At 39.3% G+C, this 17,204-nt stretch carries 21 protein-coding genes; 3 read left to right on the top strand and 18 right to left on the bottom strand.

Annotated elements, in window-relative coordinates; genetic code table 11:
• Positions 1-133: 133 nt before the first annotated feature.
• The 13 genes from AB3Y88_RS09910 to ccpA form a co-directional block, all read right to left on the bottom strand.
• Positions 134-1,324, bottom strand: a complete 1,191-nt coding sequence (locus AB3Y88_RS09910) for an acetate/propionate family kinase (RefSeq protein WP_054757923.1) — start codon at positions 1,322-1,324, stop codon at positions 134-136.
• A 21-nt stretch (positions 1,325-1,345) separates the two neighbouring features.
• Complete coding sequence (locus AB3Y88_RS09905) at positions 1,346-2,359, bottom strand: class I SAM-dependent methyltransferase (RefSeq protein ID WP_056959412.1); 1,014 nt, start codon at positions 2,357-2,359, stop codon at positions 1,346-1,348.
• Positions 2,360-2,442: 83 nt separating this feature from the next.
• Positions 2,443-2,733: a hypothetical protein gene (locus AB3Y88_RS09900; RefSeq protein WP_054757921.1), complete on the bottom strand. Its 291-nt coding sequence runs from the start codon at positions 2,731-2,733 to the stop codon at positions 2,443-2,445.
• Positions 2,734-2,737: 4 nt separating this feature from the next.
• Positions 2,738-3,172, bottom strand: coding sequence for a ComGF family competence protein (locus AB3Y88_RS09895; protein ID WP_054757920.1), 435 nt, complete (start codon positions 3,170-3,172; stop codon positions 2,738-2,740).
• Entirely contained in the window at positions 3,169-3,438 is a 270-nt protein-coding gene (locus AB3Y88_RS09890) for a hypothetical protein (RefSeq protein WP_056959414.1), read from the bottom strand. The genes AB3Y88_RS09895 and AB3Y88_RS09890 overlap by 4 nt, the downstream gene beginning before the upstream one ends.
• A complete protein-coding gene (locus tag AB3Y88_RS09885) occupies positions 3,425-3,847 on the bottom strand; it encodes a type II secretion system protein (RefSeq protein WP_056959416.1) in 423 nt (140 codons plus the stop codon). The genes AB3Y88_RS09890 and AB3Y88_RS09885 overlap by 14 nt, the downstream gene beginning before the upstream one ends.
• Positions 3,837-4,145, bottom strand: a complete 309-nt coding sequence (gene comGC / locus AB3Y88_RS09880; RefSeq protein ID WP_054757918.1) for a competence type IV pilus major pilin ComGC — start codon at positions 4,143-4,145, stop codon at positions 3,837-3,839. The genes AB3Y88_RS09885 and comGC overlap by 11 nt, the downstream gene beginning before the upstream one ends.
• Positions 4,142-5,221: a type II secretion system F family protein gene (locus tag AB3Y88_RS09875; protein WP_056959418.1), complete on the bottom strand. Its 1,080-nt coding sequence runs from the start codon at positions 5,219-5,221 to the stop codon at positions 4,142-4,144. The genes comGC and AB3Y88_RS09875 overlap by 4 nt, the downstream gene beginning before the upstream one ends.
• Positions 5,157-6,119 (bottom strand): competence type IV pilus ATPase ComGA, encoded by a 963-nt coding sequence (gene comGA, locus AB3Y88_RS09870; protein ID WP_082610380.1) that lies wholly within the window; start codon positions 6,117-6,119, stop codon positions 5,157-5,159. The genes AB3Y88_RS09875 and comGA overlap by 65 nt, the downstream gene beginning before the upstream one ends.
• Positions 6,120-6,282: 163 nt before the next feature.
• On the bottom strand, positions 6,283-7,200 hold the full coding sequence (rbsK, locus tag AB3Y88_RS09865) for a ribokinase (protein WP_056959420.1): 918 nt from the start codon (positions 7,198-7,200) through the stop codon (positions 6,283-6,285).
• 663 nt (positions 7,201-7,863) lie between these two features.
• A complete protein-coding gene (locus tag AB3Y88_RS09860) occupies positions 7,864-8,589 on the bottom strand; it encodes a YebC/PmpR family DNA-binding transcriptional regulator (protein ID WP_056959422.1) in 726 nt (241 codons plus the stop codon).
• 93 nt (positions 8,590-8,682) lie between these two features.
• Positions 8,683-9,180, bottom strand: coding sequence for a VanZ family protein (locus AB3Y88_RS09855; protein ID WP_054757773.1), 498 nt, complete (start codon positions 9,178-9,180; stop codon positions 8,683-8,685).
• A 15-nt stretch (positions 9,181-9,195) separates the two neighbouring features.
• Complete coding sequence (ccpA, locus tag AB3Y88_RS09850) at positions 9,196-10,197, bottom strand: catabolite control protein A (RefSeq protein ID WP_056959423.1); 1,002 nt, start codon at positions 10,195-10,197, stop codon at positions 9,196-9,198.
• 187 nt (positions 10,198-10,384) lie between these two features.
• Here ccpA and AB3Y88_RS09845 point away from each other — a divergent pair, with 187 nt between their 5' ends.
• Complete coding sequence (locus AB3Y88_RS09845) at positions 10,385-11,491, top strand: Xaa-Pro peptidase family protein (RefSeq protein WP_056959427.1); 1,107 nt, start codon at positions 10,385-10,387, stop codon at positions 11,489-11,491.
• A 93-nt stretch (positions 11,492-11,584) separates the two neighbouring features.
• On the opposite strand, the gene AB3Y88_RS09840 is transcribed toward AB3Y88_RS09845, so the two are convergent.
• Both AB3Y88_RS09840 and AB3Y88_RS09835 read right to left on the bottom strand, forming a co-directional pair.
• Entirely contained in the window at positions 11,585-12,073 is a 489-nt protein-coding gene (locus tag AB3Y88_RS09840) for a hypothetical protein (RefSeq protein WP_056959429.1), read from the bottom strand.
• Positions 12,074-12,099: 26 nt separating this feature from the next.
• Complete coding sequence (locus AB3Y88_RS09835; protein ID WP_054757774.1) at positions 12,100-12,507, bottom strand: DUF948 domain-containing protein; 408 nt, start codon at positions 12,505-12,507, stop codon at positions 12,100-12,102.
• Positions 12,508-12,681: 174 nt separating this feature from the next.
• On the opposite strand from AB3Y88_RS09835, the gene AB3Y88_RS09830 reads away from it, so the two are divergent.
• The gene (locus AB3Y88_RS09830; protein WP_228889419.1) at positions 12,682-13,587 is read left to right on the top strand and encodes a mechanosensitive ion channel family protein; all 906 of its coding nucleotides are present in this window, start codon (positions 12,682-12,684) and stop codon (positions 13,585-13,587) included.
• 24 nt (positions 13,588-13,611) lie between these two features.
• Here the strand turns inward: AB3Y88_RS09830 and AB3Y88_RS09825 are convergent, their stop codons facing one another.
• From AB3Y88_RS09825 to cbpB, 3 genes are all read right to left on the bottom strand, one after another.
• Complete coding sequence (locus AB3Y88_RS09825; RefSeq protein ID WP_228889417.1) at positions 13,612-14,757, bottom strand: N-acetyldiaminopimelate deacetylase; 1,146 nt, start codon at positions 14,755-14,757, stop codon at positions 13,612-13,614.
• A 188-nt stretch (positions 14,758-14,945) separates the two neighbouring features.
• On the bottom strand, positions 14,946-15,659 hold the full coding sequence (dapD, locus tag AB3Y88_RS09820; protein ID WP_056959433.1) for a 2,3,4,5-tetrahydropyridine-2,6-dicarboxylate N-acetyltransferase: 714 nt from the start codon (positions 15,657-15,659) through the stop codon (positions 14,946-14,948).
• A gap of 40 nt (positions 15,660-15,699) precedes the next feature.
• Entirely contained in the window at positions 15,700-16,185 is a 486-nt protein-coding gene (gene cbpB, locus AB3Y88_RS09815) for a cyclic-di-AMP-binding protein CbpB (RefSeq protein WP_054757776.1), read from the bottom strand.
• Between the two features lie 150 nt (positions 16,186-16,335).
• Between cbpB and AB3Y88_RS09810 the strand changes: the two genes are divergently transcribed.
• Positions 16,336-17,070: an MIP/aquaporin family protein gene (locus AB3Y88_RS09810; RefSeq protein WP_056959435.1), complete on the top strand. Its 735-nt coding sequence runs from the start codon at positions 16,336-16,338 to the stop codon at positions 17,068-17,070.
• The last annotated feature ends 134 nt before the right edge of the window (positions 17,071-17,204 follow it).

The following is a 17,204-nucleotide window of genomic DNA, read 5'->3' as shown; positions in this document are numbered from 1 at the left end:
CCTTTTCCTCAAATTATTGGGCAACTCTCGTATACATTGTCTAGCCCAATAGTATTAAGTTTACTGTATTTCGAAGTTGAAGTAAAATTCAACAATCTCACTTTACAATGAATTGTCTTCACTCATTTGAAAATTACTCTTTTTCCGCCAATTTGTAGACATCTTCAGCGATCATTAATTCCTCATTCGTTGGGATAACCCAAACTTCTACTTTTGAATCTGCCGTGCTAATCAGCGCAGTACTTGCTTTGGTCTCATCATTAAGCGTCGCTGCTATTTTAATCCCTAAAATTTCCAGCTGCTCACAAATTAACTTCCTAATGACAGGAATATTTTCTCCAATTCCACCGGCAAAAGCTAGCGCATCTACTCGCCCTAATTCAGCAGCGTATGCCCCAATATACTTAACTATTCGATTCACAAAAAGTGAAATTGCAAGTTGTGCGCGCGGATTTTCGTGACGTTGTGCAAAAACTTCCCGCATATCTGGCGAAATACCTGAAACTCCTAAAATTCCAGACTTTTCATTCAAAATTTTTAAAATTTCGGTAGTACTGATGCCCAACTGATCTTCCAAATAGAGCAAAAGCGATGGATCAACATCGCCTGAACGCGTCTGCATCATAATTCCTGAGACGGGTGAAAAACCCATGCTAGTGTCAAGCGAGAATCCTTCTTTAACCGCACAAACAGATGCTCCAGAACCTAAATGCAAAAGAATCGCATTAGTTTTGCTTTTTTCTGCGTGTGAGAGTCGCAAAAGCTCTTTTAAGATAAAACGATAACTGATTCCATGTGCACCAAACTTTTGAACATGGTACTTTTGATAATACTCATAAGGGATACCGTAAAGAAGATTCTCTCTGGGCATTGTTTGATGAAACCCAGTATCAAAAACAGCTACACTTAATGCCTGTGGCAGCTCCGCTCTAAATGCTTTAATAGCCATAATATTTGCAGGATTATGCAGTGGCGCAAGGATCTTCAACTTCTCCATTTCCTGTAAAACAGCATCATTGATCACAGTTGAACGTGCAAACACAGTTCCACCATTAACGAACCTATGTCCAATTCCTTTTATTTCATTTAAATCTGTTACTATTTTGGACTCTGTTAACAAACTCAGCAAGCGTTCAACTGCCTGCAAATGATTGGCACATTCGAATTCTTCATCTATTTTTTGCGAACCAAAAATAGTAGTTTCTTTAGCACCACTTAACCCAATTCTTTCAACTTGTCCTCGAGCTATCACCGTTTTTTGTGGCATTTCGAATAATTTCCACTTAAGTGTTGAGCTCCCGGCATTAACAGCTAAAATTTTCATAAATATTTTCTCTCCAATTATTCAGTTTTTAATGTTTTTTACGATCCAGTCATCAACTTGCTGAATAAACGTTGAAAATGCCCTTGCTTCTTTAAATGAAGGTATCTCTCCTAACAACACTGGCGCAGCTTGTTTTGCTCCACCGCCACGTCTTTGCAGCAACAATAAAGCCTTTTGACTTTTTTGCGAAGAAAATAACTCGACTGGTAAGTTCAATAAACCTTGGAAATGACCTTGTTTTTGGATAACTTTAAGCAATCCTTTGGCTTCTTCACTTTCAAAGAGACCGCGAGGTACCAAAAAGAAAGCATACCCGCCAGGTTTCAATTGCAAAAGTGCTTGTTCAATCAATAAATGATGCGCATATGAATGCCCCTTTTGCGCCTTGGTTTCAAAATTTTCCACATTCTTATCTTGTGGATAATAACCAACCGGCAAATCACTCACTACCATGTCCATTTTAGGAATAACCAAGTCTGTGACTGCATCCTGATGGTAAAATTGTGCGGTAATCCCTTGCAATTGTGAACTCATGCCTGCAATCGCCAAGAGCGTATCGTCATTATCAACGCCATAAAGCTTTAGCTTTTCATACCCATTTTGGGCTAAATGGTTATAAATAGTTGTCAATAAATTGCCTGTCCCAACAGCGATATCTAGTATCTTTTCAGTTTGAGACTTATCTGTAATATGTTCAATCAGATAAGCCACTAAAAATCCAATTGCATCTGGGGTCATTTGATGATTGGCTTGAATCCTGTCGTACTGGTTTGCTTTAACCAATGCAAACTGAAGCACTTGCCTCAGCTCTTCACTGCTTAAAGCAGCCTTCAAAATCCGTTCATAATATTCTTCCAACTGCTTTTTTACTGCTAAGGTAGGGCGTTCGTTCTCAACCATCACGTGGCCATTATCTAAAAGATTATCACCCGATTCAATTAAAGCGTCCAAGTATGACGTTCCCAGTTCTGTTTGCAACAAGGAAATTGTCTTATCAAAATTTTGATAAGCATCTCTTATTTTTTCTATTTTCACAATCCACACCTCACAAATTAAAACTGCTCTACCAGTTTAACGAATTCAACCAGATATTTCAAACATCAAAATTTATAATTCAGTTAATAATGAGCATCATTAAGTTCCAATTCAGCGCCAGAACTTAATTTAACAACAAACAGATGCTCTTTTTTCGTCACGGTTCCCGCAGAATAAATAATAACATTTTCATTGGTGATACCATTAGAAATAGCTAAATTTCGTAAGGTAATTGCTGTATTATAATGAACTGTATTCCTAAGTGTCAATAAGCGCTGATGGTAATACAAAAGTTGCCCACTAAAAATCAACCCAATCACCACAATTAATAGCGTCCCGGAAGAAAGAAGATATGCTTTTACACTTTTTTGCATATAATCACTCCTTTTTACCCATCACAATCTCACAATGATATTTTCTTTTTTGCATCGTGGCATCAATCACCAGCAAATTATCATGGAAAACTGCATCAAATTGGGAAACGTCATAAAGCAATGGTAAGTAACCACCATCTGCACCTGTCATTTTAACCAAATCATTGTAGTAAACTAAGCGATATTCTTTTTGTTTTGTAAGGCTCGAAAAAAAGACAATCTTATCTTGGGTTTTCATAAACTGCAAGGCAAGATTTTCAGCAGAAATTACATTCACAAACTGTTCCCATTCGATCTGTTCACTCTTTTCTGTCGTTGCATTCATGCGCAATGAGGTCTTAAATGCGATGTTAATTGTACCGAGCAAAAAAGCTGTTAATCCCAAGGCCAATAAATATTCAATTAATAAAAACGCACGCGTTCTTTTTTTATTTATCATTGCTCACTTTCCCTAAACTGCGTTTTAGAATAGACATCAAGCAGTCTTTTTTCATCACTACTGAGCCCGCCTTGTCCGACTAAAAGTAGTTTCTTACTAATATTTAGCGTTTTTTGCGAATCTTTTAAGACTGAATACTCTTTTTTTTCATACATTGTAAATTGCCGCTGATTTTCATAAAAAATGATTAATAGGGTACAGACAATCAGCATCTCCAGCAACGTTTCAGCCAACAGATAAGCGCAAAGCTTCCTACTGCTTAACATAATACTTCCCCCATCCAAACTGAACTACGATTTTATAGGTCAACGCGGATAAAGTTGATTTAACAATGATTGTATTTGCGGTCACGTTGCCCGTTTCATTAATTCGTATCAAGCGATAGGCAGGAACCTCCATTGTCTCGGGCAGTTTTATTACTGTTTTAACCACATTTCCTTCCCAAAAAGCAACTTCATGCGCTTTAAATTCGATAAATCCCTTAACACCATGCTGTGGTACCACAATTGTCTCGCGCTGCCATGCATGCTTCAATTGCTGCCAAAAAATTTCTTCCTTAACTCGCGCCGTAATTGTTCCTGCCGGTCGCAAAGCAAGCAGCACGAAAAAAGCACTTAACGCTAAAACTAGGACAGCTTCGACCAACGTAAAGCCAGCTTGTCTGCTACTCCTCAACTGTAATTCCTGCTTTTTTGGCCTGTTCGTATTGTCCACTGCTTAGATAACTTCCTTCTTTCAATTCATCTAAAGTGACATTTTGTTTGTCTGAATGTTCATTTCGGTAAAGATCGGCTTGCGTTTGAACTACATCGGAAAGTGCTCTGTTGCCAACATTTTGAGCACGTTCTCGTTGGCTACTGATGTTCGGTAAAATAATTAAAATTAAAACTCCAATAATAAATAATACGATTGACATTTCTACCAAAGTAAATGCTTGATAAACCTTAACTTTTGCTTTTTTTACTTTTTTCATTGATACATCCCTCCAAGATTTTGATATAGCGGCAGTAGCATACTCAGATAAGTTATAATAATCAACAACGCTACTACTACAAAAAGAAGTGGCTGTACTAATCCAATTAACCGTTCAATGCGCTGCAGCAGCTTCACGTATACAGCTTGGGCGTAAATCATTAATTCATTGCTCAATTCGTCGACCGTATTCCCTTTGCTCAAAAATAAGGTGAACTCTTGTGGAATAAAGCTATAATGACTAATAAACTGATCCATTTCCTGTCCTTTTTTCAAAACTTGTTTTAACTCTTCCCCCATATGAAATAACAGTGTCTCATGCTCGAATTCACTCAAGAAAACACAAATTTTTTTGAGATCTAGCCCACTTTTTAAAAGCAAAGCTAAGTTAAAGGAGATGTAGTAATAACAATACATCCGATACAAACCTCCCAAAAAAGGAAAACGGCAGCGCTGCTCCACACGTTGTAAATAGCCATGGTGTTTCGACCCAAAATATTTTTTATAAACAACCAGCAGTCCCAGTGAACTTCCACCGATAATTCCCAACAATCCGAAAAAACTATAATTTGAAGATGACAAGTTTAGGTTACTAGAAGTCTGAAAAGCACTCAGCTCTGGTTTTAAAAAAACTTGAAATGCAATAATTAAGACCGTGATTAACAGCAGTAAGAAAATCGGATACAGTAACACGGCCCGCAGGCGCTGGCGCTGTTGCTCTTTTTGCTCTAAAAAATTACTAAGTTGCCTAACACTTTCGTACAAAAGCCCATAACTTTCAGCAATATAGAGTTGATTAAATGTCTCTTTATCCAATAAATGTTTTAAACTAGCGCAAAATGTTCCTCCACGTGCAAAGGTGTTCGCAATCCGGTCACATATTTTCTTTTGCTGCGGGAGCAAAATTACAATATCTGCCACCGCCTGCTGTAGTGAAAAACCGGCATGCAACAAGTCAGCTAATGTTTTAAAAAATAGCAGCTGCTGTTTGACCGGCCACCTCTTATTAAAATCAACCTTCCACATATCGTTGAAACGTTTGTCGTGTAATCCACTTTTTAGCCAAACACTCTTCAAGATCTTCCCTCCATTTTTCTGTCATTTCCTGACTACCATTGTGTTCGATAAATTCGGAGATGCTAAAAGGAAATTGATCGAAAAGCACCTTATTGCCACCAGTAACAACTGGCAACATTCTTTGATAACAAACTAACTTCAAAGTTTGTGCAAGATCCTCTAAATTGACCCCAAGTGCCAGCAACCTTCTAATCACACCATAAACATTGACTGCATGTACGGTACTGATAACTGAATGGCCACTTAAGGCTGCATTAATCACATTAGTAGCTGTTTCTTCATCTCTGATTTCTCCAATAATAAAAAGATCGGGTCTGTGGCGCAAAGCCGCTTTAATCAGCCGAGCATAGGTCATTTGTGCTCTTTCGTTAACCTGTAACTGCAAAAAAGCTGGCTCGTAAATTTCAACTGGATCTTCAATACACATCACTTGTTGCTGCAACTGACGAGCAACGTGATACATTGTCGAAGTTTTTCCTGCACCCACAGGCCCCGCCAATAAAATCAAACCCTTTTTTTGAACACCTGTCACTATCTTTTGGTACTGTTCTGGGAAGAAATATCTGCCTGCAATCTTCTTTTCATAAATTAAACGTAGTACCAGGGACTCTCTGCCAGTAAAGTCGCCTACACTTGAAATTCGCCCATATACATGCGTTGCAATCAGTAGCGCTCCTGTCTGTGGTCTGCGATGCTCACTCAGCATCATATTTGCTTGATACTTTAAGTTATTGATAATTTGCGTTCCGAGCGCTTGCTCAATTCTTTCAAAAAAATGAATTCTCCCAGCAATACTAAGTTTGATCACATAATGGTTTGCTTCCGGCAACAGGAAAATATCGCTGGCCTCTTTTTTTAATGACACTGCTAGTAAATCACTTAATTTTTCGACAGACAATTTAACACCTCCTAAGAATAAATACGTAAAAACAATTGTTGTCACCAAAAATGATTTAAATACTTGTTTTTATAAACTCTTGGTTAAAAACAGCGCAAAAAAGAGCTGTAATAAACCTGGAGATCAATTCCAGACTTGTTACAGCTCTTTTAAAAAACGCTCACTATTTTGCTAATACTTGTTTTCGTGTTGGAATAGAAGGGATCGCACCTAAATGTTGCACAGCTAAAGAGGCTGCTTTACTTGCATACCGAACAGCTTCTTCAATATTACTAAAGTCATGTTCTAAAACTGAACTAAGTGCTCCAATAAAGGTATCTCCTGCTCCCGTTGTATCTACAACTTCAACTTTGAAAGCCGGTATTAATCCAGTAAATGCAGGCGTTTGGCAGTACGCTCCTAAGCTTCCAAGTGTAATAATAACATTTTTAATGCCTTTGTTGACCAGTTCAAGTGCTGCCTGACGAGCAGTCTGTTCATCCTTTATCACCACACCCGTCAGTTCCTGCGCTTCAACTTCGTTTGGTACTATTAAATCGGTTAGCTGCAGCAGCTTGGCAGATGCTTTTTTGGCTGGTGCAGGATTAAGAATCGTAGCGACACCTGCTTTTTTTGCAATCCTAAAAAATTCTTCAATTCTTTGTAGTGGAACTTCAAACTGAGAAACTGCAAAAGTTGCATGTTGAAACTGCTCACTTGCAGCAACAATGTCTTGTGGTTGCAAGCACTGATTTGCGCCACCATTAATAATAATCGAATTTTGTCCTGAATCTTGCAGTAAAATAAAAGCCTGACCCGTAATTGCAGCCTGGTCCACTTTTACGTTACTGCAATCCACTCCGTTATCTTGTAGTAACTTGAGCATCGTTTCACCATAATTGTCCGCACCCACTCGTCCAATGAATGAAGTTGCTGCTTCGCTACGTGCCGCGGCAACAGCTTGATTAGCCCCCTTGCCTCCACCGGCTGTTTTTAAATCTTTCATCGCCATCGTCTCCCCTGGTTTAGGCAAACGTGCAACCTGTAGGATGATGTCCATATTAATACTTCCTAGGAAAAAAACCGTTTTTTTATTTTTCACCTGATGGGCCCCCTGTGATTACTTTTTCTTTATTATAGCAACATTTTCTATTTGGTAAAAGAAAGTCCAAACACCACCGCATCATTTGCTTTTTGCTGTTGAAATTATTATTCAAAAATTGCTTGCACAGAGGAATTCGGGCAATCAAAAATTAAAAAGAGAGTGTGACATAAGTCGGGAAAATTTGAGTACTAACTCGAAATTACGAACATAGCGAGTACTTTGTTATGAGTAATTTGAAGTTAGACGGAGAATTTTGACTTATGGAACACGTTTATCCAGAATAAAAAGAGAGTGTGACATAAGTCGGGAAAATTTGAGTACTAACTCGAAATTACGAACATAGCGAGTACTTTGCTATGAGTAATTCGAAGTTAGACGGAGAATTTTGACTTATGGAACACGTTTATCCAGAATAAAAAGAGAGTGTGACATAAGTCGGGAAAATTTGAGTACTAACTCGAAATTACGAACATAGCGAGTACTTTGCTATGAGTAATTCGAAGTTAGACGGAGAATTTTGACTTATGGAACACGTTTATCCGAATAAAGAGGGGCTGTGACAAAATTTAACTTTTGTCACAGCCCCTCTTAGCTCGTTTAACTTTGGTGCTTCCTGATAGCCAATCTCAACAAAGATGATACTTACTTCGTGGATTTCAACTAGTCAGGTAATTCACCTGAATGGTAAACTTCTGAAACATCATCTTCATCTTCGAGTCTATCGATTAAACGCTCGAACTGCTCAACTTTATCTTCCGGAATCGGCACATAATTCTGAGGAATCATCGTTAACTCAGCTGTATCAAGTTCATACTTCTTTTGCAACTCATCTCTGACAGTTGCAAAATCCTTAGGATCTGTATAAATCTCAAAAACATCATCGGAAGTCTGGAGATCTTCTCCCCCAGCATTAATAACATCCTCAAACATCTGATCTTCATCAACATCCAGTCCCTCACGTGCGATCGCAATATATCCCTTTCGATCAAACATAAAACTCACAGAACCGGTCTCACCAAGGTTACCGCCGTTGCGTGTAAAATCAGCACGCACAGCAGAAGCAGTTCTGTTCCGGTTGTCAGTTAACGCTTCAACCATCACAGCAACACCACCTGGGCCATATCCTTCATAAGTTATTTCCTCATAGTTGGCACCATCACTGCCGGTAGACTTATCAAGTGCTCGCTTGATATTGTCTTTGGGCATGTTGGCTGCACGGGCTTTATCGATCATCAATCGAAGTTGCGGATTAGCATCGGGATCAGGACCGCCACTCTTTGCCGCCATGTAGATTTCTCGCGATAGTCTCTGAAAAATTTTTCCACGCTTTGCATCTTGGGCATTTTTACGGCCTTGGATGTTATTCCATTTAGAATGTCCTGACATATCTAATACCTCTTTCCGAAATTTTAATCAGACCGACAATTCAGTCACATTAAATATTAGCAAAAAAACGTCATTAAAGCAATAACAGAAAAATCATTTTTGCCGCTGCGCCCAATAAATTCCAAGCACCAGAATTCCCACCAAAGCACCACAGCCATCTAAGGCAACATCTTGAAAAAGCGGCGTTCTTCCTCCTGTCAACATTTGATGAAATTCATCGAATGCTGCGTAGCCAATTGCTGTTAAAGCACTTATAAAAATGCTCAAAGCCAAGGAGTTTAATCTTGGCTTTAAACCTATATATAGAAAAGTGCCTAAAAACAGATAACTAGTGAAGTGGGCGGCCTTTCTGATAAAGAATTCAACAAACTTAAAATAACCAAGTTTTGCAATGCTGACTTGCTCAGTCGCATACGTAAAAGAAAAGCCGTTCAAAAAGTGATTGAAGGGCTTTCCGGCCAAATATTTTTCTAAAAATGGAACAGTTGTCTGCTGCTGATAAGTCATTGCAGAGCTGATGAACAAAACTAACATTATCAAAAATGCCAACAAAAGGAAGGTATCTGCATTAATCTTTAAATATTTCCGCAAAACTACACCTCTTGTTTATTTTGTAGAAGCCCGCTTGATCAAACCATAAGGAAGCTCAACTTCTTTTTCAATAACTTCTTCTTTGTTCATTAACTTGGTTAAGAAACGCATTGAAACAGCACCAATATCATACAGCGGTTGTGTAATTGAAGATAACTTTGGCCGCACAATTTCGGTAATTTTTGAGTTGTTGCTAGTGATAACCTCAAACTTTTGTGGAACTGCCACGCCCGCATCCTGTGCACCATTTACCACACCGGCTGCCAGTTCATCATCACCAACATAAGCAGCTGTTGCTCCTGCAGAAACAATTGCAGGCCACAGAATCTCTCCTGCACGATAGCTGTAGTCGGTTTCAAAGACAAGTTCAGGATCATATTCAATTTTCTTTTTAGCTAACGCATTCTTATAGCCCTTTAACCGGTAATCGCTATTGATGGCCTCATTCATCGGTCCTGAAATGAATGCAACTTTTTGGTTGCCATGGTTAATCAAATCAACAACCGCTTCCTCCACCGCTGCCACATAGTCAATATGCACGCTGCCAAGTTCTTCTTTAGGATCAACGGAACCAGCCAAAATTACAGGTGTTTTACTATGATCTAACTGTGAGCGTAATTCATCGCTGATCTTGTTTCCCATATAAATAATTCCATCGACTTGTTTTGCAAGTAAAGTGTTAAGCACTTGAAGTTCTTTTTGGCTATTGCTATCTGAGTTGGCCAAAATAATGTTGTATTTGTACATAGTCGCGACATCATCAATTCCACGTGCAAGCGACGAAAAATAAATATTCGTAACATCTGGGATGATCACACCTACAGTTGTCGTTTTCTTACTTGCAAGCCCACGCGCCACTGCATTCGGGCGGTAGTCAAGACGTTCAATGACTTCCAAAACCTTCTTACGGGTCGCAGGTTTAACATTGGGATTACCATTGACAACCCGCGAGACGGTTGCCATTGAAACTGCTGCCTCACGTGCAACGTCATAAATTGTGATTGTTTTCTTTTCCATAGTTTTTCCTTCCGTATTTTCATTTAATTTTCACTAACAACCTTTAATTTAGCAAAACATTGCTCTTTTTGCAAGCGTTTCATGCTGTATGGCTGCTCTTTTCATTAACTTTTCAACAAAAATTGAGAGCGTCACCACTGAACAAGCTATGCTATAATTAGTTTATTAAAATTAAGGAAGCGATTAGATGACACATTTTGAAAAAGTTCAACAGTGGCTGGCCGAACATCACTATCAAGTCGGTTATCTCAGTAATTTTAAAAACATTCAATACTTTACCGGCTTTGCAAGTGATCCAATTGAACGAGTACTTGCCTTGTTTATTTTTCCCGATCAAGATCCCTTTATCTTTGCACCCGCGCTCGAAGTCGAAGCAGTCAAAGAAACAGGCTGGCAATATCCTGTTTACGGTTATTTAGACCACGAGGACCCTTTTGCAATTATCAAGGATCAGATTTTGGCAAGAGTAAAAAATCCGACACGTTGGGCGATTGAAAAAGGGAATCTCAACGTGAGCCGTTTTGAAGAATTACAGCAAAAATTCCCAACAGCAACATTTACCGGTGATCTGACACCACTTATTCAGCAAGAACAGCTCTTAAAGACACCTGCTGAAATTGAAAAACTTAAAATTGCCGGCAAATGGGCCGATTATGCTTTTGAAGTTGGGTTCAAAGCACTTAGTACTAAACGAACTGAACAGGATGTTGCAGCTGAGATTGAATATGCATTAAAGAAAAAAGGGATCACACACACCAGCTTCGATACAATTATTCAAAGCGGTGCCAATGCTGCAGATCCACATGGAGTACCCAAAAAAGAATTTATCAAGCCCAACGAACTTGTGTTGTTCGATTTAGGAGTGGTTTTCGATGGCTATATCTCAGATGCCAGCCGCACAGTCGGTTTTGGCAAACAGCTAAGTGAAAAATCACAGGAAATTTATCGAGTTTGCCTTGAAGCCCAGCTCACTGCACAAGCCGCTGTTAAACCTGGAATGCGCGCGGAAGAGCTTGACAAAATTGCACGTGATATTATTACCAAGGCCGGCTATGGTGAATATTTCATTCATCGTCTTGGTCATGGAATGGGTCAAAGTGAGCATGAATTTCCATCCATAATGGAAGGAAACTCAATGGAATTACAGCCAGGGATGTGTTTTTCAATTGAACCTGGCATTTATATTCCTGGTGTCGCAGGTGTACGAATTGAAGATTGCGTTTACGTTACAGAAAATGGCGCAGAAGCCTTTACACACACACCTAAGGAACTGCAACTGTTGCCACTTGCATAAACTAATTGAATATAAAAAAAGCCGGACATTGTCTGGTTTTTTTATGCTTACTTAATTTAATTATAATTAGCTGAATCTGTGTTTTAATATTAATTATTTTTCCCGTGGATAAAAAGTCTCAGTTGGATGCTCTTTTTCAAACTCTGCAGCTTCTTTTGCTTCACCAAAAGCAGAACGCCCATCAATTACGATCTCGTCTTCTTGCTCATCGGCTCCTTCAAAAAAATCCGTAGTCGTCTCTGAAAGATCTTCTTTTTCTTGTTTAAATTGTTTTTTTAGCTCTGCCGTTGCCTCTTTAAGCGACGATAATGCTTGGTCGAAATTTTCGCCTTTCTTTAAATCATTCGCTTTATCAACAACTTTTTGTTTCAAATCCTCAAAGGTGCCTTGCAACCCCTCTTCATCTCCGAAATAGTCGCGTGCATATTGGTAGTACCTAAGAGCAGCTTCACGACTATCATTTGTTGCTTCATTAACTTTCTCGCGAATCTCGTCTTGATGCTTGTCAAAAACTTTCTTTGTGACAAAATAAGCAGCGGCACCGACAGCGACTGCTGCAAAAAGTGACGTTTTCTTAACCATCTTGCAAACCCCCCTGAATTAACTAGTTATTCTTTTTTCTTCTTACGCAAACTATATAGTTTTCTGAGTAATCCGAAAGCCATTGCTGTCTTGCCAGCATTTTGTGTTGAAGTGGTAACTTTCTCAGCTAGACCTCGACTTGCGCTGTTTAGATCCGAAACACTCTCGCTCAGATCGGCTACCGTCTGGAAAAGCGGATCAATTGTTTTGGATTTGTGATTCACATCATCCAATAAAGTGTTCGATTTAGCTAGAATTGCTTCAACTTCTTTCGCAATCCCATCAGCATCGGTCTTAAGTACTTTGACACTTTCGTTGACTTCATTCATTGTTTTCACAACTTTTGCTAAAACTGCACACAGGAAAACAACCAGCAACAAGAACGCCAAAGCAGCGATCAAACCAGCTAACTGTCCAAAAGTTAGTGTTGTCATAGTTACGCCTCCTCGTTTTCGCTTTATTTTAGAATATCATTGACGCTGATAAACTGCAATTAAAAGAAAACCATTATAGTATTTTTATAACTAAAAAATAAAATCAAATTTAATTTTAACTGGAGTCTGTGTGCTTTTTTGCTATTATAGAAGATAGTAAAGGAGATCAAGACCATGCAACCATCTTATTTAATTATCACCGCATCACAAGACATTGCAACTCAAGTTACGCGTCAAACGAATCTTGTGACAACTTACCTCGCCAAAATTAATTGGGAGGATATCTTTGGAAAAATTCTAACAACATTCCTATCGCTTGTATTATTATCTTTGTTTTTCTTTCTCATCAATTGGTTAGGCAAGATCATTATCCGTCGTGGTTTCAAAAAGACTCGCCGTAGTGATCACCTTAGTTCAAACAGACTGAACACAATTTTTACACTTTCATTGAATATTTTTCATTATTGTGTCCTTTTCTTTTACTTCTATGCAATCTTGTCAGCCATTGGCATCCCGGTTGGAACCCTTTTAGCAGGTGCCGGCATTGCAAGTGTTGCCTTAGGTTTAGGTGCCCAAGGATTTGTCACTGATGTGGTGACAGGCTTTTTTATCCTTTTGGAACAGCAATTTGATGTCGGAGATGAGGTTAAAATTGGCAAAATCAGTGGTACTATTCGTGCAATCGGTCTACGGACCACTCAGATCACTGATTATGATGGGACACTGCACTATGTACCTAATCGTAATATTACAATTGTCAGCAACCTCTCACGCAATGATATGCGTGCCTTAGTTGACATCTACTTTGATCCCAGCTCTGATATCCAAAAGATGTCAGCTATTATTAGAGAGGTTAATCATGACCTAGCTCCAAAATTCACTGAGATCACTCAAGGGCCTACTCTGCTGGGCACGATCGAAAGTCCAAATGGGTCCCTGTGTCTGAGAGTTGTTATTTACACAAAAAATGGTGCGCAGTTCAACATTCAGCGGACATTTCTTGCGGCTTATCTTAAAGAACTTAACCAAGCCGGTTTTAAACTCAAGAACTCTCCACTGAATCTCACTACAACACCATAAACTCATTCTAAGCTGCTTTTTTCGTTATTTTACAAACATTTTTTGCCGCTCACTCAGGTAACCAATCATTGCTGACACTCCTTTGATAATCGCACCTTCTTGAGGTGCAAAATGTTCGGAATGCAGTGAGTATGGACTGTCAACCCCTAGCCAAAACATTGTTCCCGGAATTTTAGATAACAAGAAGCCGAAATCTTCACCCGTCATAGCTGGCAATGTCTCGATAAAATCGACATTTGCCGCTTTTTTCATATAATCTATAAAAGCTGCAGTTGTCTGCTGATTGTTCTCTACCGGGTAATACCCTCCTTGATGCAGATCAAGCTTAAGCTCACAGTCAAAGGACTCTGCAACTCCGGCAGCAATTTTTCTTACTCTTTTTTGAATTAGTTCATTATTTCCCTGTGTCAGGGCTCTGATCGTCCCGTCAATCTGAGCTTTCCCAGAGATCACGTTACCAGTTGTTCCAGCTGCAAAATGTCCCAGAGTTACTACACCCGCTTGAATTGGATCAACATTACGGCTAACAATTGTCTGAATCTGATTTACGAACTGTGCTCCGGCGACCACCATATCATTGGCTTGATGAGGAAAGGCTGCATGCCCACTCTTCCCCAAAAATGTCGCATGAATTTCACAAGTTCCAGCAAAAAGTGTCCCTTGTCTGCATCCAATTGCTCCAGTCGGCAATCCTGGATTATCGTGAAATGCATAAATTTCATCTGGCATCCATTCGTCCAAGCTTCCACTTTCATATAGCTGCTTGCCCCCACTGGCATTCTCTTCTGCTGGTTGGAAAATAAAAGTTAAATTAACTTTCGGTTGTTCTTCAGCAAAATAACTCAAAATTCCAAGCGCAACGGTCATATGAATATCATGCCCACAAGCATGCATTCGGCCTGCATGTCTGGATGCATATGAAAGCCCTGTTTGTTCGGTCACCGGAAGACCATCAATGTCAGTGCGGTAGCCAATTGTATAAGTTGGGTTTGCACCGCGAACATGCACTAAAATTGCTGTTTTCCATTTTTTTATTTCAAGATATGTCTGCGGCAGCCGCTCAATAATCTCCAGTAGCTTAGCTTGTGTTTCAAATTCCAGCATGCCAATTTCAGGAATTTGATGCAATGTTCTTCTAATCGCAATCAATTCTTTTTCTGTCAAACTCATCTGTCTCATCCCACTTTACAGCTAATTTTTATTCTCTTTAATCATAACCCATTGCATGCTTAAATTCACTTACAGCTTAAAAAAAGGCGTAGGATCCAAGCGAATTCAGTGCCTGCACACTCCGGCAACAATCTTTGCTTGGATTCTACAACCCATATCAGAAATTAAAACTAAGTTTTCAAAAAACTTTATATTTTACGCAAATCAGCCACTAATTCAGTTTTATCGTCTGCTACATCTGCCACATCTTTAATCTTTTTGGCTGGAATCCCGACAACGACCGTCTTAGGCGCAACATCTTGAGTAACAACTGCGCCTGCACCAACAACGGCACCTGCACCAACACGTACCCCTTCAAGAACAACGGCATTAGCTCCAATTAAAACATTGTCTTCAATAACAACTGGTTTAGCAGAAGGCGGCTCAACTACACCTGCCAGCACAGTGCCTGCACCAATATGACAATTTTTGCCCACAAGTGCACGTCCACCTAAAATAGCGCCCATATCAATCATGGAATTTTCACCGACTTCGGCTCCAATATTAATTACGGCTCCCATCATTACCACCGCATTGTCTCCAATGACTACCTGATCACGAATAATTGCACCTGGTTCAATTCGTGCATTAAATTTCTTTGTATCAAGTAATGGCACTCCAGTATTACGACCATCGTTTTCGACACGATATCCTGTAATTTCCGCGCCTTTGTGCTGAGCAAGAAATGGTTTAAGTTCCTTCCAATCTCCAAACAAAACCCCTGCTTTTTTGCCCACGTAAGCTTCAATTTTCTTTGGAAATTCAAGCTTTTTGAAGTCCCCTTTCACATATACCTTTACCGGGGTCTTCTTCTTTGATTCAGCAATTGTTCGAATAATTTCTTTTGCATCTAACTTAGCCATCTATTTTCCTCCTTTATTTTGAATCTTTTCACTGCAAAATTTAATTTTGCAACTTAAGATCTTCCTTTGCAGTAATAGCGTAATATTTGTCAAAATCATGCGCAACAAAATTAACTGCTTTCATAATTTCTCTGCGCGTGACAATTCCTGTAAACAATCCTTCATCACTGACGACTACCAAGAAAGGCTGATCCACCAAAAGATGGAGAATTTCTTCGATATCATACGGCAGCTTGATCGTAGTAACATCCGTTTGCATCACTTCAGCAACCTTTTTTCTACCCAGTCTGGTTGGGTCAATGCCATTCATCCCTAACATTGTTTCAGTCAGCATTGGCAACGATAATAATCCCTTAAAATGCTGTTTTTTATCCAAAACAGGAATTGTTGCATATTTAACCTTAGTCAACACCAGAAAAGCATGATCCAAATTGTTATCTTCCTGCACATTTGCGACCATTTCGGCAGGAATCAGAAAATGATCCTGTCTGTGTACAAACATCTGCTCGATCGGCTTTATCATCACAATTATGAGCCCCCTTCGATCACTAGCTTTTATTTTAAGATACTTCACCCTAAAAGCCAACTAATATTCTAAAATTAAAACGTTTTCTAATATTTACATATTACCTTTTTATGATAAGCTTATAAGGTATTTGCATAAGAGGAGGTCAACATGGATTATTCATTAACAACGCGGCTCGCGGCTGAATTTTTCGGAACTGCCATCATGGTTATTCTAGGCAACGGTTCTGTAGCAACAGTCGATCTTGAGCGGACAAAAGGTAGTAATAGTGGGTGGATCGTGATTGCAGTCGGTTATGGGTTTGCAGTCATGATTCCAGCATTAATGTTCGGCAGTATTTCAGGTAATCAAATCAACCCTGCGGTAACAGTCGGGCTCGCATTTTCAGGTCTTTTTCCTTGGAAAGAAGTACTTCCATACATATTGGTTCAGCTGGTTGGTGCAATTATTGGACAACTTATTTTATTCGCATGTTTCAAACCGCATTATGATCTTACAACAGACACAAACCGAGTGCTTGGTACATTTGCAACTACAGATGCTACTAAAAGTAAGGTAAACGGCTTTATCAATGAATTTTTCGGCACTTTTGTTCTGATTTTTGGTGCGTTAGGGATCTCAAATGCACCCACATTTGCCAAAGGTAACCAAATGTCTGGCTTTATCGGAATTGGTTTATTAGTGATGGTCATCGTCGCTTCATTTGGCGGACCAACTGGACCTGCACTTAATCCAGCACGCGACTTGGGTCCTCGTTTAGTACATCAATTCTTACCACTTAAACATAAGGGATCTTCGCAATGGGAATATAGTTGGGTCCCAGTAGCAGCACCCTTACTGGGCGGAATTTGTGCTGCAGCTCTTTTTAAAGCTGTTTTCCTATAATAAAACATTAACTAGCTGGTTTGTGCTAGATTCAGTAAAGTGTTTATTCGCATAAACAATAATAAATGGGGCTGTGACAAAAGTTAATTTTTGTCACAGCCCCTCTTTTATTCCGGATAAACGTGTTCCATAAG

This window comes from Liquorilactobacillus satsumensis, assembly GCF_964065465.1.
Classification (GTDB): domain Bacteria; phylum Bacillota; class Bacilli; order Lactobacillales; family Lactobacillaceae; genus Liquorilactobacillus; species Liquorilactobacillus satsumensis.
This window is presented reverse-complemented; position numbering and strand designations above follow the sequence as displayed.